The organism is Streptomyces sp. cg40 (assembly GCF_050320165.1).
In the GTDB taxonomy this organism is placed as follows: Bacteria; Actinomycetota; Actinomycetes; order Streptomycetales; family Streptomycetaceae; genus Streptomyces; species Streptomyces hokutonensis.
This window is the reverse complement of record NZ_CP190128.1, coordinates 1,592,475-1,616,346: the sequence shown is the minus strand read 5'-3', so window position 1 is coordinate 1,616,346 and position 23,872 is coordinate 1,592,475. Positions and strand designations below refer to the sequence as shown.

General features: G+C 70.2%; 23 protein-coding genes. 21 read left to right on the top strand and 2 right to left on the bottom strand.

The window, feature by feature from the left end; translation table 11 throughout:
• The first annotated feature begins 22 nt into the window (after positions 1 to 22).
• Positions 23 to 535, top strand: coding sequence for an ATP-binding protein (locus ACQHII_RS07210; protein WP_427925247.1), 513 nt, complete (start codon positions 23 to 25; stop codon positions 533 to 535).
• 9 nt (positions 536 to 544) lie between these two features.
• On the opposite strand, the gene idi is transcribed toward ACQHII_RS07210, so the two are convergent.
• Entirely contained in the window at positions 545 to 1,138 is a 594-nt protein-coding gene (gene idi, locus ACQHII_RS07205; protein WP_427918453.1) for an isopentenyl-diphosphate Delta-isomerase, read from the bottom strand.
• Between the two features lie 200 nt (positions 1,139 to 1,338).
• Positions 1,339 to 2,283 carry a cation diffusion facilitator family transporter gene (locus tag ACQHII_RS07200; RefSeq protein ID WP_427918452.1) on the bottom strand — a complete coding sequence of 315 codons (945 nt, stop codon included), beginning with the start codon at positions 2,281 to 2,283 and terminating at the stop codon, positions 1,339 to 1,341.
• A 445-nt stretch (positions 2,284 to 2,728) separates the two neighbouring features.
• Between ACQHII_RS07200 and ACQHII_RS07195 the strand changes: the two genes are divergently transcribed.
• The 20 genes from ACQHII_RS07195 (at position 2,729) to ACQHII_RS07100 (ending at position 23,864) form a co-directional block, all read left to right on the top strand.
• Positions 2,729 to 4,513, top strand: a complete 1,785-nt coding sequence (locus tag ACQHII_RS07195; RefSeq protein WP_427918451.1) for a DUF5941 domain-containing protein — start codon at positions 2,729 to 2,731, stop codon at positions 4,511 to 4,513.
• Positions 4,510 to 5,262 (top strand): sugar phosphate nucleotidyltransferase, encoded by a 753-nt coding sequence (locus ACQHII_RS07190; RefSeq protein ID WP_427918450.1) that lies wholly within the window; start codon positions 4,510 to 4,512, stop codon positions 5,260 to 5,262. The genes ACQHII_RS07195 and ACQHII_RS07190 overlap by 4 nt, the downstream gene beginning before the upstream one ends.
• On the top strand, positions 5,250 to 6,311 hold the full coding sequence (locus ACQHII_RS07185; RefSeq protein WP_427918449.1) for an iron-containing alcohol dehydrogenase family protein: 1,062 nt from the start codon (positions 5,250 to 5,252) through the stop codon (positions 6,309 to 6,311). The genes ACQHII_RS07190 and ACQHII_RS07185 overlap by 13 nt, the downstream gene beginning before the upstream one ends.
• Positions 6,289 to 7,068, top strand: a complete 780-nt coding sequence (locus ACQHII_RS07180; RefSeq protein ID WP_427918448.1) for a CDP-alcohol phosphatidyltransferase family protein — start codon at positions 6,289 to 6,291, stop codon at positions 7,066 to 7,068. The genes ACQHII_RS07185 and ACQHII_RS07180 overlap by 23 nt, the downstream gene beginning before the upstream one ends.
• A 5-nt stretch (positions 7,069 to 7,073) precedes the next feature.
• A complete protein-coding gene (locus ACQHII_RS07175) occupies positions 7,074 to 7,946 on the top strand; it encodes a glycosyltransferase family 2 protein (protein ID WP_427925246.1) in 873 nt (290 codons plus the stop codon).
• A 152-nt stretch (positions 7,947 to 8,098) separates the two neighbouring features.
• Positions 8,099 to 9,028 carry an ABC transporter permease gene (locus ACQHII_RS07170; RefSeq protein WP_427918447.1) on the top strand — a complete coding sequence of 310 codons (930 nt, stop codon included), beginning with the start codon at positions 8,099 to 8,101 and terminating at the stop codon, positions 9,026 to 9,028.
• The gene (locus ACQHII_RS07165) at positions 9,021 to 9,827 is read left to right on the top strand and encodes an ABC transporter ATP-binding protein (protein ID WP_427918446.1); all 807 of its coding nucleotides are present in this window, start codon (positions 9,021 to 9,023) and stop codon (positions 9,825 to 9,827) included. Before ACQHII_RS07170 ends, ACQHII_RS07165 begins: the two co-directional genes overlap by 8 nt.
• Before the next feature lie 386 nt (positions 9,828 to 10,213).
• Complete coding sequence (gene hpnC / locus ACQHII_RS07160) at positions 10,214 to 11,116, top strand: squalene synthase HpnC (protein WP_427918445.1); 903 nt, start codon at positions 10,214 to 10,216, stop codon at positions 11,114 to 11,116.
• A complete protein-coding gene (gene hpnD, locus ACQHII_RS07155) occupies positions 11,113 to 12,063 on the top strand; it encodes a presqualene diphosphate synthase HpnD (protein WP_427918444.1) in 951 nt (316 codons plus the stop codon). The genes hpnC and hpnD overlap by 4 nt, the downstream gene beginning before the upstream one ends.
• The gene (locus ACQHII_RS07150) at positions 12,063 to 12,185 is read left to right on the top strand and encodes a DUF6380 family protein (RefSeq protein ID WP_427918443.1); all 123 of its coding nucleotides are present in this window, start codon (positions 12,063 to 12,065) and stop codon (positions 12,183 to 12,185) included. Before hpnD ends, ACQHII_RS07150 begins: the two co-directional genes overlap by 1 nt.
• Positions 12,182 to 13,615: a hydroxysqualene dehydroxylase HpnE gene (hpnE, locus tag ACQHII_RS07145; protein WP_427918442.1), complete on the top strand. Its 1,434-nt coding sequence runs from the start codon at positions 12,182 to 12,184 to the stop codon at positions 13,613 to 13,615. Before ACQHII_RS07150 ends, hpnE begins: the two co-directional genes overlap by 4 nt.
• The gene (locus ACQHII_RS07140; RefSeq protein ID WP_427918441.1) at positions 13,615 to 14,748 is read left to right on the top strand and encodes a polyprenyl synthetase family protein; all 1,134 of its coding nucleotides are present in this window, start codon (positions 13,615 to 13,617) and stop codon (positions 14,746 to 14,748) included. Before hpnE ends, ACQHII_RS07140 begins: the two co-directional genes overlap by 1 nt.
• Before the next feature lie 112 nt (positions 14,749 to 14,860).
• Positions 14,861 to 16,876, top strand: coding sequence for a squalene--hopene cyclase (shc, locus tag ACQHII_RS07135; protein WP_427918440.1), 2,016 nt, complete (start codon positions 14,861 to 14,863; stop codon positions 16,874 to 16,876).
• Positions 16,876 to 17,517: a 1-hydroxy-2-methyl-2-butenyl 4-diphosphate reductase gene (locus tag ACQHII_RS07130; RefSeq protein WP_427918439.1), complete on the top strand. Its 642-nt coding sequence runs from the start codon at positions 16,876 to 16,878 to the stop codon at positions 17,515 to 17,517. Before shc ends, ACQHII_RS07130 begins: the two co-directional genes overlap by 1 nt.
• A gap of 5 nt (positions 17,518 to 17,522) precedes the next feature.
• On the top strand, positions 17,523 to 18,545 hold the full coding sequence (gene hpnH, locus ACQHII_RS07125) for an adenosyl-hopene transferase HpnH (RefSeq protein WP_427918438.1): 1,023 nt from the start codon (positions 17,523 to 17,525) through the stop codon (positions 18,543 to 18,545).
• A gap of 4 nt (positions 18,546 to 18,549) precedes the next feature.
• Positions 18,550 to 19,707, top strand: a complete 1,158-nt coding sequence (gene ispG, locus ACQHII_RS07120; protein ID WP_427918437.1) for a flavodoxin-dependent (E)-4-hydroxy-3-methylbut-2-enyl-diphosphate synthase — start codon at positions 18,550 to 18,552, stop codon at positions 19,705 to 19,707.
• 26 nt (positions 19,708 to 19,733) lie between these two features.
• Complete coding sequence (dxs, locus tag ACQHII_RS07115) at positions 19,734 to 21,641, top strand: 1-deoxy-D-xylulose-5-phosphate synthase (RefSeq protein ID WP_359613727.1); 1,908 nt, start codon at positions 19,734 to 19,736, stop codon at positions 21,639 to 21,641.
• Positions 21,638 to 23,023, top strand: a complete 1,386-nt coding sequence (locus tag ACQHII_RS07110; RefSeq protein WP_427918436.1) for an aspartate aminotransferase family protein — start codon at positions 21,638 to 21,640, stop codon at positions 23,021 to 23,023. The genes dxs and ACQHII_RS07110 overlap by 4 nt, the downstream gene beginning before the upstream one ends.
• 74 nt (positions 23,024 to 23,097) lie before the next feature.
• Positions 23,098 to 23,742 carry a helix-turn-helix domain-containing protein gene (locus ACQHII_RS07105; RefSeq protein WP_427918435.1) on the top strand — a complete coding sequence of 215 codons (645 nt, stop codon included), beginning with the start codon at positions 23,098 to 23,100 and terminating at the stop codon, positions 23,740 to 23,742.
• Complete coding sequence (locus tag ACQHII_RS07100; RefSeq protein ID WP_019069690.1) at positions 23,739 to 23,864, top strand: DUF6126 family protein; 126 nt, start codon at positions 23,739 to 23,741, stop codon at positions 23,862 to 23,864. The genes ACQHII_RS07105 and ACQHII_RS07100 overlap by 4 nt, the downstream gene beginning before the upstream one ends.
• Positions 23,865 to 23,872 lie beyond the last annotated feature (8 nt).

Here is a 23,872-nt window from a genome sequence, read left to right as displayed (position 1 = left end):
GCGCAAGGGTGGCGACCGGACGATGGAGAACGATGGGCGTGGGTCAGGCCCCCGCCCAGAAGGCGGCGTCGGGGACGATCCTCCGGCCCCCGCCGCGCCGGGTCCGCTGCCGTACGAGGGAGTCTGGCGGTTCACCGCCTCCGCCGTCGACGCCTCCGTCCCGCAGGCGCGGCACGCCGTGCGGGACCTGCTCCTCCGCCAGGGCGTGCCCCTGACGGACGACCTGTTGCAGGGGCTGTTGCTGATCGTCTCCGAGCTGGTCACCAACGGGGTCAAGCACGCGGCACTGCTGTCGCCGATACTCGCGGTGGAGGTCGCCGTGGGCGCCGAGTGGGTGCGGGTGTCCGTCGAGGACAACCACCCCTACCGCCCGACCGCCCTGGTGGCCGACCACGACGAGACCGGTGGCCGGGGACTGCTCCTGGTGCGCGAGGTGACCCGGGAGGCGGGCGGTGTGTGCGACGTCGAGCACACGGCGAGCGGCGGCAAGGTGATCTGGGCCGCGCTGCCGCTCACCGCCGCACGAGTGCCGTAGGCAGGGCGGTCACCAGCCCGCGGCCGGGCCCGTCAGCTCGCGGACCGCGGGACGGGCCGCGTCCAGAACCGTCATGAACCAGGACGAGAAGGTGTCCTTCGCGTGCCGCTCCGCCAGCTCGGCGGGGGTCACGAACGCGGTCGTGCCCACCTCCTCCGGGTCCGGCCGCAGCGGGGACTGCACCATGCCGACGAAGAGGTGGTTGTACTCCTGCTCCACCAGGCCCGAGTCCGGGTCCGGGTGGTTGTAGCGCACCGTGCCCGCCTCGGCGAGCAGCGTCGGCGACACCCCGAGCTCCTCGTGGGTCCGCCGGGCGGCCGCCGCGAAGGGCGCCTCGCCCGGGTAGGGGTGACCGCAGCAGGTGTTGGACCAGACGCCGGGGGAGTGGTACTTGCCGAGCGCCCGCTGCTGGAGGAGGAGCCGGCCCTGCTCGTCGAAGAGGAAGACGGAGAAGGCGCGGTGCAGCCGGCCCGGTGGCTGGTGGGCGGAGAGCTTCTCCGCGGTGCCGATCGTCACGCCGTTCTCGTCGACCAGTTCGAGCAGGATCGCTTCGGCGGTGCCGTTCGACGAGCTGTGCGTCGCGGTGGCAGGTGTGATCGGCATACCCATCCTTCACATCGGTCTTCAGAGCCAAGTCTGCCGTACGAATCCGGCACTCCCGGCAGTTCATCGTGCCCGGCGCGGCGACGGGGGAACCGCCCGGGGGTGGGGTCACGGCAGTGTGGACACGGGTGTGCGCCGGACGGTTGCGTTCCGTCCGACCCGGTCGATTTCCCTCGGATTCGGTCGGTTTCCGTCAGCCGTCAGTGGCAGAGCTTCGCCTCGTGCCGCGCGTGCCCGCCGGGTTCCAGCTGGAAGGTGCAGTGCGCCACGTCGAAGTGGTCGCCGAGGCAGCCCTGGAGTTCGTGGAGCATCTTCTCGTTGCCGATGGCGTTCAGCGCGTCCGGGCCGACGACCACGTGCGCGGAGAGCACCGGCAGGCCCGAGGTGATCGTCCAGGCGTGCAGATCGTGGATGTCCTCGACACCGTCCAGGGCCAGGATGTGGGCGCGCACCTCCCGCATGTCGACGTCCTTGGGCGCCGACTCCAGCAGGACGTCCAGGGTCTCGCGCAGCAGCTTCAGTGTGCGCGGCACGATCATCAGCCCGATGACGAGCGAGGCGATCGGGTCGGCCGCCTGCCATCCCGTGGTCAGGATCACCACGGCCGAGACGATCACCGCGAGGGAGCCCAGCGCGTCGGCGGCCACCTCCAGGAACGCGCCGCGCACGTTCAGGCTCTCCTTCCGGTCGCGCGCCAGCAGCGTGAGGGAGATCATGTTCGCGACCAGGCCGACCAGCCCGAACACGATGGTCGGCCCGCCCTCGGTGTCGGCGGGCACGACGAACCGCTGGACCGCCTCGTACAGGACGTAGCCGCCGACGCCGAGCAGCAGCAGACAGTTGGCGAGCGCGGCGAGGATCTCCGCGCGGGCGTAGCCGAAGGTGCGGTTGCCGGCCGCCGGGCGGCCCGCGAAGTGGACGGCGAGCAGCGCCATGCCGAGCCCGAGCGCGTCCGTCGCCATGTGGGCCGCGTCCGCGACGAGCGCGAGGGAGTCCGCGAGCAGTCCGCCGACCACCTCGACCACCATCACGGTGAGCGTGATCCCCAGCGCGACGCGCAGCCTGCCCCGGTACGACGCCGCGGCCGTACCGGTGACGGGAGCGCCGTGCGGACGGGAATGCCCGTGGTCGTGCCCTGCCCCCATGAAAGCCGCCCTCCTGATGACTGCCCGGAACCCCAGTGAACTACGGGTAGGGGGTATACGGCAACGCGGCACTGAACACCGTTGTCATATGCCCTGACCTGGGCAAACGGATCGCAGGTCGGGGTGGCGCGGAGTGCCTGCGGGAGAGTGCGGAAGGCGGCCCGGTCCTGCGGCCGCACGTGTGGACCGCCGTCGTAGGCTCCGCGGAATGTCCGGCGGTGCCCGCTCTGTCGGGTGCGGTTTGTCGGCCGGGGGCCGAATCCCTGATGATGATCTCGGCGGAGGTGCCTGCAGATCCTGTTGATCAGCCTATGAACGGCCGGTGAACACGGGCTTGAGAGCATCCGATAGCCTCTGCCGACATGCCGCCCGGGTGCCACCCAAGGGGCGCCACCACCATGCACATGACCGGCGCCCACGCGTCGGCACCAGGGAGTGAGTTCGGTTGTCGACCGCCATCCTCACCGGTCAGCCGGTCCCCGGATCGTCGATCGAGGACGACCTGCGCTCGCTCGGCTTCGACGTCCGGATCGCCGCCGACGCCACCGAGGCGGAAACGCTCCTGGCGGCCGTTCCCGGTGACCGGCGCGTCGCCGTCGTGGACGCCCGCTTCGTCGGCCATCTGCACGCGCTGCGCCTCGGCCTCACCGACCCCCGCTTCCCGCTCGCCGCGGTACCGGGCGCCGTCACCGCGCAGCCGGCCGGCCGCCAGGCCCTGACCCGCGCGATGGCCCGGGAGAACTCGGCCGGCGGCGGAATGACCCTCCTCGACAACCTCGCCGACCGCATCGTCACCGCCCTCGACGCCGACGGCTCGGACGTGCACCACCCCGAGCTGGGCAGCCTCGTCGCCACGGTCCCCGCGGACCCGCAGTCCCGCAACGAGGCACGGCAGGCCGTCGCCGCCGTGGACGACGAGGCCGTACGCCTGAAGTCGGCCGTGAAGTCCCGCGACGGCTTCTTCACCACGCACTTCATCAGCCCGTACTCCCGCTACATCGCCCGCTGGTGCGCCCGCCGCGGTCTCACCCCGAACCAGGTCACCACCGCCTCCCTGCTCACCGCGCTGATCGCGGCGGGCTGCGCGGCCACCGGCACCCGTGCCGGGTTCGTCGCGGCCGGCGTCCTGCTGATCGCGTCCTTCGTCCTGGACTGCACCGACGGCCAGCTCGCCCGCTACTCCCTCCAGTACTCCACCCTCGGCGCCTGGCTCGACGCCACCTTCGACCGCGCCAAGGAGTACGCCTACTACGCGGGCCTCGCGCTGGGAGCGGCCCGGGGCGGCGACGACGTATGGGCGCTCGCGCTCGGCGCGATGGTCCTCCAGACCTGCCGGCACGTCGTGGACTTCTCCTTCAACGAGGCCAACCACGACGCCACCGCCAACACCAGCCCCACCGCCGCCCTCTCCGACAAGCTCGACAGCGTCGGCTGGACGGTCTGGGTGCGCCGGATGATAGTGCTGCCCATCGGCGAACGATGGGCGATGATCGCCGTCCTCACGGCCGTGACCACACCCCGCATCACCTTCTACGTCCTGCTCGTCGGCTGTGCCTTCGCGGCGACGTACACGGCGGCGGGCCGGGTGCTGCGCTCGCTGACCCGCAAGGCCCGGCGCACGGACCGGGCGGCGCAGGCGCTCGCGGACCTCGCCGACAACGGACCCCTTGCGTCCTTCGTGGCCCGCGTCAACCCCGGCCGCCTCGGCGCCCCGCTCCTGATCGCACTCGCGGGCACCGCGATCCTCGCCGTCTCCCTCTCCTCCGGCGTCACCTGGGCCCCCGTGGCCGGCGCCCTCGTCTACGCGCTCACCTCCGGCCAGGCCCTGTCCCGCCCCCTCAAGGGCGCCCTCGACTGGCTCGTCCCGCCCCTCTTCCGGGCGGCCGAATACTGCACCGTCCTGGTGCTCGCCGCTAAAGCGGAGGTAAACGGAGCACTTCCAGCGGCTTTCGGCCTGGTGGCCGCCGTCGCCTACCATCACTACGACACGGTGTACCGCATTCGCGGCAACGCCGGGGCGCCCCCGGCCTGGCTGGTGCGCGCCATCGGGGGGCAGGAGGGGCGGACGCTGCTCGTCACCGTTCTCGCCGCCGCGCTCACCGCGTCGCAGTTCCCGGTCGCGCTCACGGTCCTGGCCGTGGCCGTGGCCCTGCTGGTGCTCGTCGAGAGCATCCGCTTCTGGGTGTCCGCAGGGGCGCCCGCCGTACACGATGAAGGAGAACCCGCATGATCGGCCTCGTGCTGGCGGCCGGCGCCGGACGGCGTCTGCGCCCCTACACCGACAGCCTTCCCAAGGCTCTGGTGCCGGTGGGGCCCGCGGGCATAGAGGGCGAACCGACGGTCCTGGACCTGACGCTCGGCAACTTCGCCGAGATCGGTCTGACCGAGGTCGCGATCATCGTCGGCTACCGCAAGGAGGCCGTCTACGACCGCAAGGCGGCCCTGGAGCAGAAGTACGGCCTCAAGCTCACCCTCATCGACAACGACAAGGCCGAGGAGTGGAACAACGCCTACTCCCTGTGGTGCGGACGTGACGCCCTCAAGGACGGCGTGATCCTCGCCAACGGCGACACCGTCCACCCCGTCTCCGTCGAGAAGACGCTGCTCGCCGCCCGCGGCGACGGCAAGCGGATCATCCTCGCGCTGGACACCGTCAAGTCCCTGGCGGACGAGGAGATGAAGGTCGTCGTCGACCCCGCCAAGGGCATGACGAAGATCACCAAGCTGATGGACCCCGCCGAGGCCACCGGCGAGTACATCGGCGTAACCCTCATCGAGGGCGACGCCACCCCCGAACTGGCCGACGCGCTCAAGACCGTGTGGGAGACCGACCCGCAGCAGTTCTACGAGCACGGCTACCAGGAACTGGTCAACCGCGGCTTCCGGATCGACGTGGCCCCGATCGGCGACGTCAAGTGGGTCGAGATCGACAACCACGACGATCTGGCCAAGGGGCGGGAGATCGCGTGCCTGTACTGACCCGGTTGATTCCCTCGCCGCTCGTCGTGGACATCCGTCCAGGTGCCCTCGACGACCTGGCGGCCGTGCTCGCCGACGAGCGCATCTCCACTTCGGGCCGGCTCGCCGTCGCTGTCAGCGGCGGCTCCGGTGCCCGGCTGCGGGCGCGGATCGCCCCGACGCTGCCCGGCGCCACCTGGTACGAGGTCGACGGCGGCACCCTTGACGACGCGGTCCGGCTGGCCGGCGACATAAAGGCCGGCCACTACGACGCTGTCGTGGGCCTAGGCGGCGGCAAGATCATCGACTGCGCCAAGTTCGCCGCGGCGCGGGTCGGCCTGCCCCTGGTCGCCGTACCCACGAATCTCGCCCACGACGGCCTGTGCTCACCGGTCGCCACGCTCGACAACGACGCCGGCCGCGGCTCCTACGGAGTCCCGAACCCGATCGCCGCCGTCATCGACCTCGACGTCATTCGCGAGGCTCCGGTGCGGTTCGTACGGGCGGGCATCGGTGACGCCATCTCCAACATCAACTCGATCGCGGACTGGGAGCTGGCCAACCGGGTCAAGGGCGAGAAGATCGACGGTCTCGCCGCCGCCATGGCCCGCCAGGCCGGCGAGGCCGTGCTGCGGCACCCCGGCGGGGTCGGTGACAACGACTTCCTCCAGGTGCTCGCCGAGGCGCTCGTGCTCACCGGGATCGCGATGTCGATCTCGGGCGACTCCCGGCCCGCCTCGGGCTCGTGCCACGAGATCAACCACGCCTTCGACCTGCTCTTCCCCAAACGCGCCGCCGCCCACGGCGAGCAGTGCGGACTGGGCGCGGCCTTCGCGATGTACCTGCGCGGGGCCCACGAGGAATCGGCGTACATGGCCGAGGTGCTGCGCCGGCACGGACTGCCGGTGCTGCCGGAGGAGATCGGCTTCACGGTGGACGAGTTCGTCCGAGCCGTGGAGTTCGCTCCGGAGACCCGCCCCGGCCGCTACACGATCCTCGAACACCTCGACCTGAAAACCGACCAGATCAAGGACAACTACGCCGACTATGTCAAGGCCATCGGTAGCTGAACTCCGTCCCGTCGTCCACCCCGCAGGGGTGAAGGACCGGCGCAGCGGTGAGCACTGGATGGGACGCCTCTACATGCGTGAGGTGTCCCTGCGGGTCGACCGCTACCTGGTGAACACCAGGGTCTCGCCCAACCAGCTCACGTACCTGATGACCGTCTTCGGCGTACTCGCCGCCCCGGCGCTGCTGGTGCCGGGGATCACGGGCGCCGTGCTGGGCGTGGTGTGCGTCCAGATGTATCTGCTGCTGGACTGCGTCGACGGCGAGATCGCCCGCTGGCGCAAGCAGTACTCCCTCGCGGGCGTCTACCTCGACCGGGTCGGCGCCTACCTCACCGACGCCGCCGTGCTCGTCGGCTTCGGGCTGCGCGCCGCCGACCTGTGGGGCAGCGGCCGTATCGACTGGCTGTGGGCCTTCCTCGGGACGCTGGCCGCGCTCGGCGCGATCCTGATCAAGGCCGAGACCGACCTGGTCGGGGTCGCCCGGCACCAGACCGGCAAGGAGCCGGTGCAGGAGTCCGCGGCCGAGATGCGGTCCTCCGGGATGGCGCTCGCCCGCCGTGCCGCCGCCGCCTTCAAGTTCCACCGGCTGATCCTCGGCATCGAGGCGTCCTTGCTGATCCTGGTCCTCGCGATCGCGGACCAGGTCCGCGGCGACCTCTTCTGGTCGCGGCTCGGCGTCGCCGTGCTCGCCGGCATCGCGCTGCTCCAGACCCTGCTGCACCTGGTGTCGATCCTCGCGTCGAGCAGGCTGAAGTGAGCGGCATGAAGGTCGGCGCGGTGATCATCACCATGGGCAACCGGCCCGACGAACTACGGGCGTTGCTCGACTCGGTCGCCAAGCAGGACGGCGACCGGGTCGAGGCGGTCGTCGTCGGCAACGGCTCGCCCGTCCCCGACGTACCGGACGGCGTCCGGACCATAGAGCTGCCCGAGAACCTCGGCATCCCCGGCGGGCGCAACATCGGTCTGGAGGCCTTCGGGCCGTGCGGTCGTGATGTCGACATAGTGATGTTCCTCGACGACGACGGGCTGCTCGCCCAGCACGACACCGCCGAGCTGTGCCGCCAGGCCTTCGCCGCCGACCCCCGGCTCGGCATCATCAGCTTCCGCATCGCCGACCCGGACACCGGCGTGACCCAGCGCCGCCACGTCCCCCGGCTGCGCGCCTCCGACCCGATGCGCTCCTCCCGGGTCACCACCTTCCTCGGCGGCGCCAACGCCGTCCGCACGAAGGTCTTCGCCGAGGTCGGCGCCCTCCCGGACGAGTTCTTCTACGCCCACGAGGAGACCGACCTCGCCTGGCGGGCCCTCGACGCCGGCTGGATGATCGACTACCGGTCCGACATGGTGCTCCACCACCCGACCACGGCGCCCTCGCGGCACGCGGTCTACCACCGCATGGTCGCCCGCAACCGCGTCTGGCTGGCCCGCCGCAACCTCCCCGCCCCCCTGGTCCCCGTCTACCTCGGGGTGTGGCTGCTGCTCACCCTCCTGCGCCGACCGTCGCGTCCTGCTCTCCAGGCCTGGTTCGGCGGGTTCAGGGAGGGCTGGACCACTCCGTGCGGACCGCGCAGGCCCATGAAGTGGCGTACGGTCTGGCGGCTCACCCGGTTGGGCCGTCCCCCCGTGATCTGACAAGCTCGGCAGGCGTCTGACCGCGCACTTCAAGCGCGCACGCCCTGCGGACCGTATCCCTCGGCGGATACGTGTCGCGTTCTGTAGCACAATTCCGTAAGACGAACGCAAGACGATCGTAAGACGCATCCGAAGATGAGGGCTTCCAGACCTTGAGTGAGACAACGCATGACGGCGGGGTCGCGGTGAGCCCGCGCCCGTCGCCCGACGAAGGCCTCACGGCGCCGCAGCTCGCCGCCAAGTACGGGCTGACCGTGAGCGGCGCCCGCCCCGGACTCGTCGACTACGTCCGCCAGCTCTGGGGACGACGTCACTTCATCCTGGCCTTCTCCCAGGCGAAGCTGACCGCCCAGTACAGCCAGGCGAAACTGGGCCAGCTCTGGCAGGTGGCCACCCCGCTGCTGAACGCGGCCGTCTACTTCTTCATCTTCGGCGTCATCCTGAAGGCCAGCCGGGGCATGTCGCGGGACGTCTACATCCCGTTCCTGGTCACGGGCGTCTTCGTGTTCACCTTCACGCAGAGCTCGATCATGGCGGGTGTCCGCGCGATCTCCGGCAACCTCGGCCTGGTGCGTGCGCTGCACTTCCCGCGGGCCTCGCTGCCGATCTCCTTCGCGCTCCAGCAGCTCCAGCAGCTGCTGTTCTCGATGACCGTGCTGTTCCTCATCGTGGTCGGCTTCGGCAGCTACCCGAGCCTGTCCTGGCTGCTCATCCTCCCGGTCCTGCTGCTGCAGTTCCTCTTCAACACCGGGCTCGCGCTGATCGTGGCGCGGATGGGCGCCAAGACCCCGGACCTCGCCCAGCTGATGCCGTTCATCCTGCGCACCTGGATGTACACCTCCGGCGTCATGTTCTCCATCAGCAAGATGATGGAGGGCCGCTCCGAGGTGTTCATCCGCTTCCTCCAGGTGAACCCGGCCGCCATCTACATGGACCTGATGCGCTTCGCGCTCATCGACGGCTACGGCTCCTCGAACCTCCCGCCGCACGTCTGGGCCATCGCCACCTTCTGGGCCGTGGTCCTGTTCGTCGGCGGTTTCGTGTACTTCTGGCAGGCGGAGGAGAGGTACGGCCGTGGCTGAGCCCAGCACCGAGCAGAACCCGGTGGACCGGACGCCTCAGGCGCTGATCCCCACCGTCGTCGCGGACGAACTGCACATCGTCTACCGCGTGCACGGCGCCAAGACCGGCAAGGGCAGTGCCACCTCGGCCCTCAGCCGCATAGTCAAGCGCGGCGAGGAGCGTGGGGTGCGCAAGGTGCACGCCGTCAGGGGCGTCTCCTTCGTCGCCTACCGGGGCGAGGCCGTCGGCCTGATCGGGTCCAACGGCTCCGGCAAGTCGACCCTGCTGCGCGCCATCGCCGGCCTGCTCCCGGCCGAGAGCGGCCGGGTCTACACCAACGGCCAGCCCTCGCTGCTGGGTGTGAACGCGGCCCTCATGAACGACCTCACCGGCGAGCGGAACGTCATCCTGGGCGGTCTCGCCATGGGCATGAGTCGCGAACAGGTCAAGGAGCGCTACCAGGACATCGTCGACTTCTCCGGGATCAACGAGAAGGGTGACTTCATCACCCTTCCCATGCGCACCTATTCCTCCGGAATGGCGGCCCGGCTGCGTTTCTCCATCGCCGCCGCCAAGGACCACGACGTCCTGATGATCGACGAGGCGCTGGCCACCGGCGACCGCAAGTTCCAGGTCCGCTCCGAGCAGCGCATCCGTGAGCTGCGGAAGTCCGCGGGCACGGTGTTCCTGGTCAGCCACAACAACAAGTCGATCCGCGACACCTGCGACCGGGTGCTGTGGCTGGAACGCGGCGAACTGCGGATGGACGGGCCTACCGAAGAGGTCCTCAAGGAGTACGAGAAGTTCACCGGCAAGTAGTCCACTCGCATATGGGCGTAAAAGCCCGGACCGCTTCCCAGGGCCCCGCCGGAACTGCTCCGGCGGGGCCCCGCGTCTGCAAAGGAAACGTCAACTCGGCCCGGCCCAAGGAATCTTGACGCCAATCGGTGTGTTGTTGTGATGTGCAGGACACCCCGAGGAAGCTCGCTGCGTTGTACAACGTAAGCTGTACCGGTGCCGAATAGCGGCAAGTGGGGCGATAATGCGCGACACCCAAATCCGGGTCACCGTGCGGACGACTGGGCGGCGTGTCCGAAATAGTGTGTATTGGGTCGGCAGTGTAGAACGGGAGATGTGACGGCAATGGCTACGGAAACTCCCCAGCTCACCGAAGCACGCGCCGTCCCCGCCCCTGGCAGTGAGCGGTGACGGGGAGCGGCACCGCCGCCACCGGTGATCCGGAGCGCGGCACACTCGACAAGGCCGCGGGCGAGAACTTCCCCGTGGCGCCTTTCTTCCTGCCCAAGGCGTGGCGCACCGACCTCATCGCGGTCTACGGATTCGCCCGCCTCGTCGACGACATCGGCGACGGCGACCTCGCCCCCGGCGGCGCCGACGCCCGGCTGCTCGGCGTATCGCCCGAGGACGCCGAGGACCGCGTAGTCCTCCTCGACGCCTTCGAGGCCGATCTGCGCCGGGTCTTCGACGGCACCCCGAGCCACCCCCTGCTGCGCCGCCTCCAGCCGACCGTCCGCCGGTGCGCGCTCACCCCGGACCCCTTCCTCGGCCTGATCGCGGCCAACCGCCAGGACCAGGTCGTCACGCGCTACGAGACCTACGACGATCTCCTTGCCTACTGTGAACTCTCCGCGAACCCGGTCGGCCGCCTCGTCCTCGGCGTCACCGGCACCGAGACCCCCGAGCGGGTCCGGCTCTCCGACGCGGTCTGCACCGCACTGCAGATCGTCGAACACCTTCAGGACGTGACCGAGGACCTCGGCCGCGACCGCATCTACCTGCCCGCCCAGGACATGAAGCGCTTTCACGTCCAGGAAGCGGATCTCGCCACGCCCTCCGCGGGCGCATCGGTGCGCGCACTGGTTGCATACGAAGCAGAACGCGCCCGCGATCTCCTGAATGAAGGCGCCCCCCTGGTGGGTAGCGTCCACGGCAGACTGAAGTTGCTGCTCGCGGGGTTCGTGGCGGGGGGGCGGGCGGCGGTCAAAGCGATCGTCGCCGCCGAATACGACGTACTTCCCGGCCCGCCCAAACCCGGCAAGATCCAGTTGCTGCGTGAGGTGGGCGTGACTCTGCGAGGAGAGGGGTGATCCGGACCGTGGAGTCTGCACCGCACATGTCCGCGCCGGTACTCGCCGCTTACAGCTACTGCGAGGCCGTCACCGGACAACAGGCGCGCAATTTCGCGTACGGCATCAGACTGTTGCCCACGCCCAAGCGGCGCGCCATGTCGGCGCTGTACGCGTTCTCACGGCGTGTCGACGACATCGGCGACGGCACGCTGGCGACCGAGGTGAAGGCGGCGCGGCTGGAGGACACCCGGGCGCTGCTGACCCGGGTGCGCGAGGGCAAGGTCGAGGAGGACGACACCGACCCGGTCGCGGTCGCCCTGGCGCACGCGGCCGAGGCCTTCCCGATCCCGCTCGGCGGCCTGGACGAGCTGATCGACGGCGTCCTGATGGACGTCCAGGGCGAGGTCTACGAGACCTGGGACGACCTGAAGGTCTACTGCCGCTGTGTCGCGGGCGCGATCGGGCGGCTCTCGCTCGGCGTGTTCGGCACGGAGTCGGGGGCGCGCGGCTCCGAACGCGCCTCGGAGTACGCCGACACGCTGGGGCTCGCGCTCCAGCTCACCAACATCCTGAGAGACGTCCGCGAGGACGCCGAGGGTGGCCGTACCTATCTGCCCGCCGACGACCTCGCGAAATTCGGCTGCTCGGCCGGGTTCAACGGGCCGATGCCGCCGGAGGGCTCCGACTTCGCGGGTCTCGTGCACTTCGAGGTGCGCCGGGCCCGCACCCTTTTCGCCGAGGGCTACCGGCTGCTCCCCATGCTCGACCGCCGCAGCGGCGCCTGTGTCGCCGCCATGGCCGGCATCTACCGCCGCCTCCTGGACCGCATCGAGCGCGAGCCGGAGGCCGTGCTGCGCGGCCGCGTCTCGCTGCCCGGCCGCGAGAAGGCCTACGTCGCCGTGCGCGGCCTGTCCGGACTGGACACCCGCCACGTCACGCGCAGGACCCTCAGGAGGCGCACCTGATGGACAAAGTGGGCCAAGGTGATGTCTCCGGAGAAATGCGGCACGCAACCCTCCGGTGTGAAGTCGCGTCCCTGAGTGCAACGACCTGCCACGGTGGGCGCACAGGGGGGAGTGCACGATGAGCGACGGGACGCAGGGCGGCGACGGGCTGCCCTCGGATCCATCGGCGGGCGGGGCCGCGCGGCATGCCGTCGTGGTCGGCGGCGGGCTGGCCGGCGTCACCACCGCCCTCGCGCTCGCCGACGCCGGAGTCCGCGTCACCCTGCTCGAAGGCCGCCCGCGCCTGGGCGGACTCGCCTTCTCCTTCCAGCGCGGTGAGCTGACCGTCGACAACGGACAGCACGTGTACTTGCGCTGCTGCACCGCCTACCGCTGGTTCCTCGACCGCATCGAGGGCGCGGAGCTGTCCCCGCTGCAGGATCGTCTCGACGTGCCCGTACTCGACGCGAACCGCCCCGAGGGACACCGGCTCGGCAGACTGCGGCGCGACGCGCTGCCCGTGCCGCTGCATCTGGGGCGCAGCCTCGCGACCTACCCGCATCTCTCGCTCGCCGAGCGCGTCAAAGTAGGGCGTGCCGCTCTCGCGCTCAAGGGGCTCGACCTCAACGATCCGGCCCTGGACGCGCAGGACTTCGGCAGCTGGCTGGCCGCGCACGGTCAGTCGGCGCGTGCCGTCGAGGCACTGTGGGACCTCGTGGGGGTCGCCACCCTCAACGCGGTGGCCGGCGATTCCTCGCTGGCGCTGGCCGCGATGGTGTTCAAGACCGGTCTGCTCTCCGACCCGGGCGCGGCCGACATCGGCTGGGCCCATGTGCCGCTGGGCGAACTGCACGACCGGCTGGCCCGCAAGGCGCTCGACTCCGCGGGCGTGCGCACCGAAGTCCGTACACGCGTCACCTCCGTCTCCACTGAGGAGAACGGGCGTTGGACCGTTCAGGTTCCCGGCGAGAGCATCGAGGCCGACGCGGTCGTCCTCGCCGTACCGCAGCGCGAGGCCCACGATCTGCTGCCCGCAGGGGCCCTCGACGCCCCTGAGCAGCTGCTCGCCATCGACACCGCGCCGATCCTCAACGTCCACGTCGTCTACGACCGCAAGGTGCTCGCCCGGCCCTTCTTCGCCGCGCTGGGCAGCCCCGTGCAGTGGGTGTTCGACCGGACCGGGGCGTCCGGGCTGAAGGACGGCCAGTACCTGGCACTGTCCCAGTCCGCCGCGCACGACGAGATCGACGCGACCGTCGCCGAACTGCGCGAGCGCTACCTTCCCGAGCTGGAGCGGCTGCTGCCCGGTGCGCGCGGCGCCGAGGTGAGGGACTTCTTCGTGACCAGGGAGCGCACGGCGACGTTCGCTCCCGCCCCCGGCGTCGGACGGCTGCGGCCCGGCGCCCGCACCAAGGCCCCCGGCCTGTACCTGGCCGGAGCGTGGACCGCCACAGGGTGGCCCGCGACCATGGAAAGTGCGGTCCGCAGTGGGGTGAGCGCGGCGGACGCCGCACTCGCTGCCCTGGGCCGGCCCCGCCCCCGACAGCTCTTCGAGTTCGAGGAGGCGGCGTGATGCTCGACGAGCACGCGGCAGGCCCCCGCACCCCCGGTACCGCTACAAGAGGAGAGACTGTGCCCACTGTGCCCCCGGCCGAGACGGCCGCTGCGAGGACCGCGGTGGACGTGTCCGCGCTCCTGGAGCGCGGCCGGACCCTTGCCACACCGGTGCTGCGCGCAGCCGTTGACCGTCTGGCACCGCCCATGGACACCGTCTCCGCGTACCACTTCGGCTGGATCGACGCCGAGGGCAACCCGGCCGCCGGCGACGGCGGCAAGGCCGTGCGCCCCGCGCTCGCCGTGCTCTCCGCCGAGGTCACCGGTGCCGCGCCCGAGGTCGGCATCCCCGGTGCCGTCGCCGTCGAGCTGGTCCACAACTTCTCTCTGCTGCACGACGACCTGATGGACGGTGACGAACAGCGCCGGCACCGCGACACCGTGTGGAAGGTGCACGGCCCCGCGCAGGCCATCCTGGTCGGCGACGCCCTGTTCGCGCTCGCCAACGAGGTCCTGCTGGAGCTCGGCACCGTCGAGGCCGGCCGCGCCACCCGCCGCCTCACCACCGCGACCCGCGCCCTCATCGACGGCCAGGCGCAGGACATCTCCTACGAGCACCGCGACCGCGTCAGCGTCGAGGAGTGCCTGGAGATGGAGGGCAACAAGACCGGCGCCCTGCTCGCCTGCGCCTCCTCCATCGGCGCCGTGCTCGGCGGTGCGGACGACCGCACCGCCGACGTCCTGGAGAAGTACGGCCACCACCTCGGCCTGGCCTTCCAGGCCGTCGACGACCTCCTCGGCATCTGGGGCGACCCGGAGGCCACAGGCAAGCAGACCTGGAGCGATCTGCGCCAGCGCAAGAAGTCCCTGCCCGTGGTGGCGGCGCTCGCGGCGGGCGGACCCGCTTCCGAGCGGCTCGGCGAGATCCTCGCCGCCGACGCCAAGAGCAGCGACTTCGAGAACTTCTCCGAGGAGGAGTTCGCGGCCCGCGCCGCGCTCATCGAGGAGGCCGGCGGCCGCGAGTGGACCGCCGAAGAGGCACGCCGTCAGCACACCATCGCCATCGGGGTCCTGGACGCCATCACCATGCCCGACCGGGTTCGGGCGCAGTTCACGGCGCTCGCCGACTTCGTCGTCGTACGAAAGAGATGATCACTATCGGTCGAATAGCCCTCGCGTAGTCGCCGGCCGGGCTTGCGGACATACGAGTACCGGCCGACGGCGGACCCACAGCAGAGACATGCCACTGCACGAAGGGGAAGCCATGACAGCGACGACCGACGGAAGCACCGGGGCCATGCGGCCCCGTGTTGCCGCGGCCAGCGAAACCGACATCAACACACCCGTGGCGGCCGGGGTGCACGACGCCGCCGCACTCGCCGTGCAACGCGCCACCGACTTCCTGCTCTCCCTCCAGGACGCGCAGGGCTGGTGGAAGGGCGACCTCGACACGAACGTCACGATGGACGCCGAGGATCTGTTGCTCCGTCAGTTCCTGGGCATCCGCGACGAGTCGACGACCAGGGCCGCCGCACTCTTCATCCGCGGCGAGCAGCGCGAGGACGGCACCTGGGCCAGCTTCTACGGCGGGCCCGGCGAACTCTCCACCACCATCGAGGCGTACGTCGCCCTCCGGCTGGCCGGTGACGCGCCGGAGGCCCCGCACATGGCGAAGGCCTCCGCGTGGGTCCGCGAGCGCGGCGGCATCGCCTCGGCCCGCGTCTTCACCCGCATCTGGCTCGCGCTGTTCGGCTGGTGGAAGTGGGACGACCTGCCCGAACTCCCCCCGGAACTCATCTACTTCCCCACCTGGGTACCCCTCAACATCTACGACTTCGGATGCTGGGCCCGGCAGACCATCGTGCCGCTGACGGTGGTCTCCGCGAAGCGGCCGGTACGGCCCGCGCCCTTCCCGCTCGACGAACTCCACACCGACGCCGACAACCCGAACCCGGTCAAGCCCCTCGCCAAGGTGGCGAGTTGGGACGGCGCCTTCCAGCGGCTCGACAAGGCGCTGCACCTCTACCGCAAGGTCGCCCCGCGCAAGCTGCGCAAATCAGCGATGAACACGGCGGCGCGCTGGATCATCGAGCGGCAGGAGAACGACGGCTGCTGGGGCGGCATCCAGCCGCCGGCCGTCTACTCCGTGATCGCCCTGCACCTGCTGGGCTACGACCTCGAACACCCGGTGATGCGCGCGGGGTTGGAGTCGCTGGACCGGTTCGCGATCTGGCGCGAGGACGGGGCCCGGATGATCGAGGCCTGCCAGTCCCCGGTGTGGGACACCTGCCTCGCGACCATCGCCCTCGCCGACGCGGGCGTGCCCGCCGACCACCCCCAACTGGTTAAGGCCGCCGACTGGATGCTCGGGGAGGAGATCGTCCGCCCCGGCGACTGGGCGGTGAAGCGGCCCCAACTGCCGCCCGGCGGCTGGGCGTTCGAGTTCCACAACGACAACTACCCCGACATCGACGACACCGCCGAGGTCGTGCTCGCGCTGCGCCGGGTCAGACACCACGACCCGGAGCGCCTCGACCGGGCCGCCGGACGCGCGGTCCGCTGGAACCTCGGAATGCAGTCCAAGAACGGCGGTTGGGGCGCCTTCGACGTCGACAACACCAGCCCCTTCCCCAACCGGCTGCCGTTCTGCGACTTCGGCGAGGTGATCGACCCGCCGTCGGCGGACGTCACCGCGCACGTCGTCGAGATGCTCGCCGTCGAGGGTCTCGCCCACGACCCGCGCACCCGGCGCGGCATCGAGTGGCTGCTGGCCGAACAGGAGCCGGACGGCTCGTGGTTCGGCCGCTGGGGCGTCAACTACGTCTACGGCACCGGGTCCGTGGTGCCCGCCCTCGCCGCGGCCGGGATCCCCGGCTCGCACCCGGCGATCCGGCGCGCGGTGACCTGGCTGGAGACCGTGCAGAACGACGACGGCGGCTGGGGCGAGGACCTGCGCTCCTACAAGTACGCCAAGGAGTGGAGCGGCCGGGGCGCCTCGACCGCCTCGCAGACGGCCTGGGCGCTGATGGCCCTGCTGGCGGCGGGGGAGCACGACTCCAAGGCCGTGGAGCGCGGCATCGAATGGCTCGCGACCACCCAGCGGGAGGACGGCTCCTGGGACGAGCCCTACTTCACGGGGACCGGCTTCCCGTGGGACTTCTCCATCAACTACCACCTCTACCGGCAAGTCTTCCCGCTCACCGCGCTCGGGCGCTTCGTGCACGGAGAACCGTTCAGCCAGAACGTGTCCCCGGCCGTCTCCCCGTCCAAGGGGGGCTGATGAGCACCCGGCCCGCCGCTTCGCCGCTGCTGATCGCCTGCGCGCTCGGCATCGAGCACCTCGCCCTGCGCACCGGCGACCGCTCAGGCGCCGGCGGGCAGGTCACCGTCCTGAGGACGGGCATGGGGCCCGCGGCGGCCGAAGCGGCCGTCACCCGGCGCCTCGCCGACCCGGCGCTGTCCGAGGCCGCCGTACTGGCCACGGGCTTCTGCGCCGGACTCGCCCCCGGGATGCACCCCGGCGACCTGGTGGTCGCCGAGGAGACCCGGGACCCGCGCGGAACCGTTCCGTGCGTAGCCACCGAACTGCTCGTCAAGGAACTGGTGCGGGCCCTGCCCGGACGCACCGTCCACACCGGCCCCCTCACCGGCTCCGATCACGTCGTCCGCGGTCAGGAACGGTCGGATCTGCGCGCGACCGGCGCAATCGCGGTCGACATGGAATCGGCGGCCACGCTGCTGAGCGCCGTGCGCACGGGCGCGCGCCCGGTTGCGGCCGTACGGGTGGTCGTGGACGCTCCTGAACATGAACTCGTCCGGATCGGCACGGTGCGCGGTGGAATATCGGCTTTCCGCGTTCTTCGATCCGTTCTTCCCGCTTTTTTCGAATGGCACCGTTCTTTGCTGCTCCCTCGGAGGTGAGCCAGATGGCCATGCCGCTGCGCCAGTCCATCAAGGTCGCTACATACTTGGCTGAACAGAAGCTCCGCAGGCGGGACAAGTTCCCCCTGATCGTGGAGCTGGAACCTCTCTTCGCGTGCAATCTGAAGTGCGAGGGCTGCGGCAAGATCCAGCACCCGGCGGGCGTGCTCAAGCAGCGCATGCCGGTGGCGCAGGCCGTCGGGGCGGTACTCGAATCAGGTGCGCCGATGGTCTCCATCGCGGGCGGCGAGCCCCTGATGCACCCTCAGATCGATGAGATCGTGCGGCAGTTGGTGGCGAAGAAGAAGTACGTCTTCCTCTGCACCAACGCCATGCTGCTGCGCAAGAAGCTCGACAAGTTCACGCCCTCCCCGTACTTCGCCTTCGCGGTGCACATCGACGGGCTGCGCGAGCGGCACGACGAGTCCGTGGCGAAGGAGGGTGTGTTCGACGAGGCGGTGGAGGCGATGAAGGAGGCCAAGAAACGCGGCTTCCGGGTCACCACCAACTCCACCTTCTTCAACACCGACACCCCGCAGACCATCATCGAGGTCCTGAACTTCCTCAACGACGACATCAAGGTCGACGAGATGATGATCTCGCCCGCCTACGCCTACGAGAAGGCGCCCGACCAGGAGCACTTCCTCGGTGTCGCGCAGACCCACGAGCTGTTCAAGAAGGCCTTCGCGGGCGGCAACCGCCGCAAGTGGCGGCTCAACCACTCCCCGCTCTTCCTGGACTTCCTGGAGGGCAAGGTCGACTTCCCGTGCACGGCCTGGGCGATCCCGAACTACTCGCTCTTCGGCTGGCAGCGCCCCTGCTACCTGATGAGCGACGGGTACGTGCCCACGTACCGGGAGCTGATCGAGGAGACCGACTGGGACAAGTACGGCCGCGGCAAGGACCCGCGCTGCGCCAACTGCATGGCGCACTGCGGCTACGAGCCCACCGCCGTCCTCGCCACCATGGGCTCCCTCAAGGAGTCCCTGCGGGCCATGCGCGAGACCGTCGCCGGAAACCGCGACTGACGTCATGACCGCAGTGTCCCTGGGCGTCCCCGAGATGCCGGTCCGGCCGATCGCCGAGCGACGTGTGTCGCGACGCATCCAGGTCGGACCGGTGGCGGTCGGGGGCGGGGCCCCCGTGTCGGTCCAGTCGATGACCACGACCCGTACGTCGGACATCGGCGCCACCCTCCAGCAGATCGCCGAACTCACCGCGTCCGGCTGCCAGATCGTCCGCGTTGCCTGCCCCACGCAGGACGACGCGGACGCGCTGGCGACCATCGCGCGCAAGTCGCAGATCCCGGTGATCGCGGACATCCACTTCCAGCCGAAGTACGTCTTCGCCGCAATCGAGGCCGGTTGCGCGGCAGTTCGCGTGAACCCGGGCAACATCAAGCAGTTCGACGACAAGGTCAAGGAGATCGCGCGGGCCGCCAAGGACCACGGCACGCCGATCCGCATCGGGGTCAACGCCGGTTCCCTGGACCGGCGGTTGCTCCAGAAGTACGGCAGGGCGACGCCCGAGGCGCTCGTCGAGTCGGCCCTGTGGGAGGCCTCGCTCTTCGAGGAGCACGGCTTCGGCGACATCAAGATCTCCGTCAAGCACAACGACCCCGTGGTGATGGTCAACGCCTACCGGCTGCTGGCCGCGCAGAGCGACTATCCGCTGCACCTCGGGGTCACCGAGGCCGGGCCCGCCTTCCAGGGCACGATCAAGTCGGCGGTGGCCTTCGGGGCGCTGCTCAGCGAGGGCATCGGCGACACGATCCGGGTGTCGCTGTCCGCCCCGCCGGTGGAGGAGGTCAAGGTCGGCCTCCAGATCCTGGAGTCGCTGAACCTCAAGCCGCGTCGGCTGGAGATCGTGTCGTGTCCGTCCTGCGGGCGCGCCCAGGTGGACGTCTACAAGCTCGCCGACGAGGTCACGGCAGGGCTTGAGGGCATGGAGGTGCCGTTGCGCGTCGCGGTCATGGGCTGTGTCGTCAACGGCCCCGGCGAGGCGCGGGAGGCGGACCTCGGCGTCGCTTCCGGCAACGGCAAGGGGCAGATCTTCGTCAAGGGCGAGGTCATCAAGACCGTGCCGGAGTCGAAGATCGTGGAGACCCTCATCGAGGAGGCGATGAAGATCGCCGAGCAGATGGAGCAGGACGGCGTCGCGGCGGGGGAGCCGGCCGTCACCGTGAGCTGAACAGCACGGACCGAAGGGGGCCCGACGTGACGATTCTGGAGAGCATCCGTCAACCACGCGACCTGAAGGCGCTGTCCGAGGCGGAACTCGGTGAACTGTCCGAAGAGATAAGGGAGTTCCTGGTGCACGCGGTGGCCAGGACCGGCGGCCACCTCGGGCCCAACCTGGGCGTGGTGGAACTGACCATCGCGCTCCACCGGGTTTTCGAGTCACCGGTCGACCGCATCGTCTGGGACACCGGCCACCAGAGCTATGTGCACAAGCTCCTGACGGGCCGTCAGGACTTCTCGAAGCTGCGCGGCAAGGGCGGCCTCTCCGGCTACCCCTCCCGCGAGGAGTCCGAGCACGACATCGTCGAGAACAGCCACGCCTCCACCGCGCTCGGCTGGGCCGACGGCCTCGCCAAGGCCCGCCAGGTGCAGGGCGAGAAGGGCCATGTCGTCGCGGTCATCGGTGACGGCGCGCTCACCGGCGGCATGGCCTGGGAGGCGCTGAACAACATCGCCGCCGCCAAGGACCGCCCGCTGATCATCGTGGTCAACGACAACGAGCGCTCCTACTCGCCCACGATCGGTGGCCTCGCCAACCACCTGGCGACCCTGCGCACGACCGACAGCTACGAGAAGGTCCTCGCCTGGGGCAAGGACGTCCTGCTGCGCACCCCGGTCGTCGGCAACACCGTCTACGAGTCGCTGCACGGCGCGAAGAAGGGCTTCAAGGACGCGTTCGCGCCGCAGGGCATGTTCGAGGACCTGGGCCTCAAGTACGTCGGCCCGATCGACGGACACGACATCGGCGCCGTCGAGTCCGCCTTGCGCCGCGCGAAACGCTTCCACGGCCCGGTCCTGGTGCACTGCCTCACGGAGAAGGGGCGTGGCTACGAACCCGCCCTCGCCCATGAGGAGGACCACTTCCACACCGTCGGCGTGATGGACCCGCTCACCTGCGAGCCCCTCGTGCCCTCCAACGGCCCTTCCTGGACCAGTGTGTTCGGCGACGAGATCCTGCGCATCGGGGAGGAACGCGACGACGTCGTGGCCATCACGGCGGCCATGCTCCACCCGGTCGGCCTCGGCAAGTTCGCCGCGAAGTTCCCCGACCGCGTGTGGGACGTCGGCATCGCCGAACAGCACGCGGCCGTGTCGGCGGCCGGGCTCGCGACCGGCGGGCTGCACCCCGTCGTCGCCGTCTACGCCACCTTCCTCAACCGCGCCTTCGACCAGCTCCTGATGGACGTGGCGCTGCACCGCTGCGGGGTGACCTTCGTCCTGGACCGCGCCGGGGTCACGGGAGTTGACGGAGCGTCACACAACGGCATGTGGGACATGTCCATCCTCCAGGTCGTCCCCGGCCTGCGGATCGCCGCCCCGCGCGACGCCGACCAACTCCGCGCCCAGCTGAGGGAAGCGGTCGCGGTAGACGACGCGCCGACCCTCGTCCGCTTCCCGAAGGAGTCGGTCGGACCGGAGATCCCCGCGATCGACCGCGTCGGCGGCCTCGACGTCCTGCACCGGGGCGCGGAGACACCCGAGGTGCTGCTCGTCGCCGTAGGAGTCATGGCGCCCGTCTGCCTCCAGGCCGCCGAACTCCTCGAAGCCCGCGGCATCAACTGCACGGTCGTGGACCCCCGTTGGGTCAAACCCGTGGACCCGGCGCTGCCCGGCCTCGCCGCCGAACACCGCCTCGTCGCCGTCGTCGAGGACAACAGCCGTGCCTCCGGCGTCGGCGCCGCCGTGGCGCTGGCCCTCGGTGACGCCGAAGTCGACGTCCCCGTACGGCGGTTCGGCATCCCGGAGCAGTTCCTCGCGCACGCCAAACGCGGCGAGGTGCTCGCCGACATCGGCCTCACACCCGTCGAGGTCGCCGGACGGATCAGCGCAAGCCTGGCGGTCAAGGACACGACCGGCCACGCAGCCAAGGAGAAACCCGAATGACCAAGGAGTTCGACCTCACCGCGCTCTTGGCCGAGCGCGGAGCCGAGCGCTACGAGCTGCACACCAAGTACCTCAACCACCAGCTCCCGCGCATGCTGCACACCATCGGCTTCGACAAGGTCTACGAGCGCGGCGAGGGCGCCTACTTCTGGGACGCGGACGGCAACGACTACCTCGACATGCTCGCCGGGTTCGGGGTGATGGGCCTGGGCCGTCACCACCCCGTCGTCCGCAAGGCGCTGCACGACGTCCTCGACGCCCAGCTCGCCGACCTCACCCGCTTCGACTGCCAGCCGCTGCCCGGCCTGCTCGCCGAGAAGCTGCTCACCCACAGCCCGCACCTGGACCGGGTGTTCTTCGGCAACAGCGGTACGGAGGCGGTCGAGACCGCGCTCAAGTTCGCCCGGTACGCGACCGGGAAGCCGCGCGTCCTGTACTGCGACCACGCCTTCCACGGCCTGACCACCGGCTCGCTCTCCGTCAACGGCGAGGACGGCTTCCGGGACGGCTTCGCCCCGCTGCTGCCCGACACCGCCGTACCGCTCGGTGATCTCGACGCCCTGGCAAGGGAGTTGAAGAAGGGCGACGTCGCCGCCCTCGTCGTGGAGCCGATCCAGGGCAAGGGCGTGCACGAGGCACCGCCCGGTTATCTGCGCGCCGCGCAGGAACTCCTGCGGAAGCACAAGGCGTTGCTCATCGCCGACGAGGTGCAGACCGGGCTCGGCCGCACCGGCGACTTCTACGCCTACCAGCACGAGGACGGCGTGGAACCGGACTTGGTGTGTGTGGCCAAGGCACTGTCCGGCGGCTATGTGCCGGTCGGCGCGACCCTCGGCAAGGACTGGATCTTCAAGAAGGTCTACTCGTCCATGGACCGCGTGCTGGTCCATTCGGCGAGCTTCGGGTCCAACGCCCAGGCCATGGCGGCCGGCCTCGCCGTGCTGTCGGTCATGGAGAACGAGCAGATCGTCGCCAACGCCCGTGCCACCGGGGACCAGTTGAGGACCCGGCTCGCCGCGCTGGTCGACAAGTACGAGCTGCTCGCCGACGTGCGCGGCCGGGGCCTGATGATCGGCATCGAGTTCGGCAAGCCCAAGTCGCTGAAGCTGCGCAGTCGTTGGACCATGCTGCAAGCGGCGCGCAAGGGGCTGTTCGCGCAGATGGTGGTCGTACCGCTGCTCCAGCGGCACCGGATCCTCACCCAGGTCTCCGGCGACCACCTGGAGGTCATCAAGCTGATCCCGCCGCTGATCGTCGGCGAGCGCGAGGTGGACCGGTTCGTCGAGGCCTTCACGGCCGTGATGGACGACGCGCACAGCGGTGGCGGGCTGATGTGGGACTTCAGCAGGACGCTCGTGAAGCAGGCGGTCGCCAACCGCTGAGCTGCGAGAACCGAGATTTTTGCCTCTGTGGCAAGAAATTTGCCGCAGAGGCAAAAGTCCGGCTGAATGGAGGCATGAGCCCCTCCGAGACCGAGACCGAGACCGGGCCGGAACCGCCGGCCGGACCGGCCGACGACCTGCCGGCCACCGTCGCACCCCAGCTCCGCGCCCTGCGCCGCCGCGCCTCCCTCACCCTCGAGGTCGCCGCCCGCTCGGCCGGACTCTCGCCCGCCCATCTCTCCCGTCTGGAGACCGGGCAGCGCCAGCCCTCGCTGCCGATGCTGCTCGCGCTCGCCCGCATCTACGGTACGACAGTCTCGGACCTGCTCGGCGAGACGGTCACCGACCGGGAAGCCGTCGTACGAGCCGCCGACATGGAACCGACCCGGGCGGGCGGCTGGACGTACTGGCAGGCCGGCGCCCCCGGCCGCGGGATGCAGTCGCTGCGGGTCCGTATCCCGCACGGCTCCCAGGGCGACATCGTGCGTGTGCACCCCGGCGAGGAATGGCTGTATGTCCTCACGGGACGGCTGCGGCTGCGGCTCGGCGACACCGCGCACCTCCTCGCGCCCGGCGACAGCGCCCACTTCGACTCGCTCACCCCGCACCGCCTCGCCGCCGCCGATGAGAACGGTGTCGAGGTGCTCTTCGTCCACACCCTGTTGCAGAGCCCCACGGCCACCCTGTGCCTGGGCCCGATCACCGGAGACACAGCATGAGCGGCAACAACATCGAGGACAGGTTCCCGCGCGCCCTGTGGGTACGGCTGCTCATCTACATCGCCGTGGGCCATCTCTTCGCGGCCTTCATCTACCTGTTGTTCTCCGTGGGCGCCAAGTAGCCCGCCGC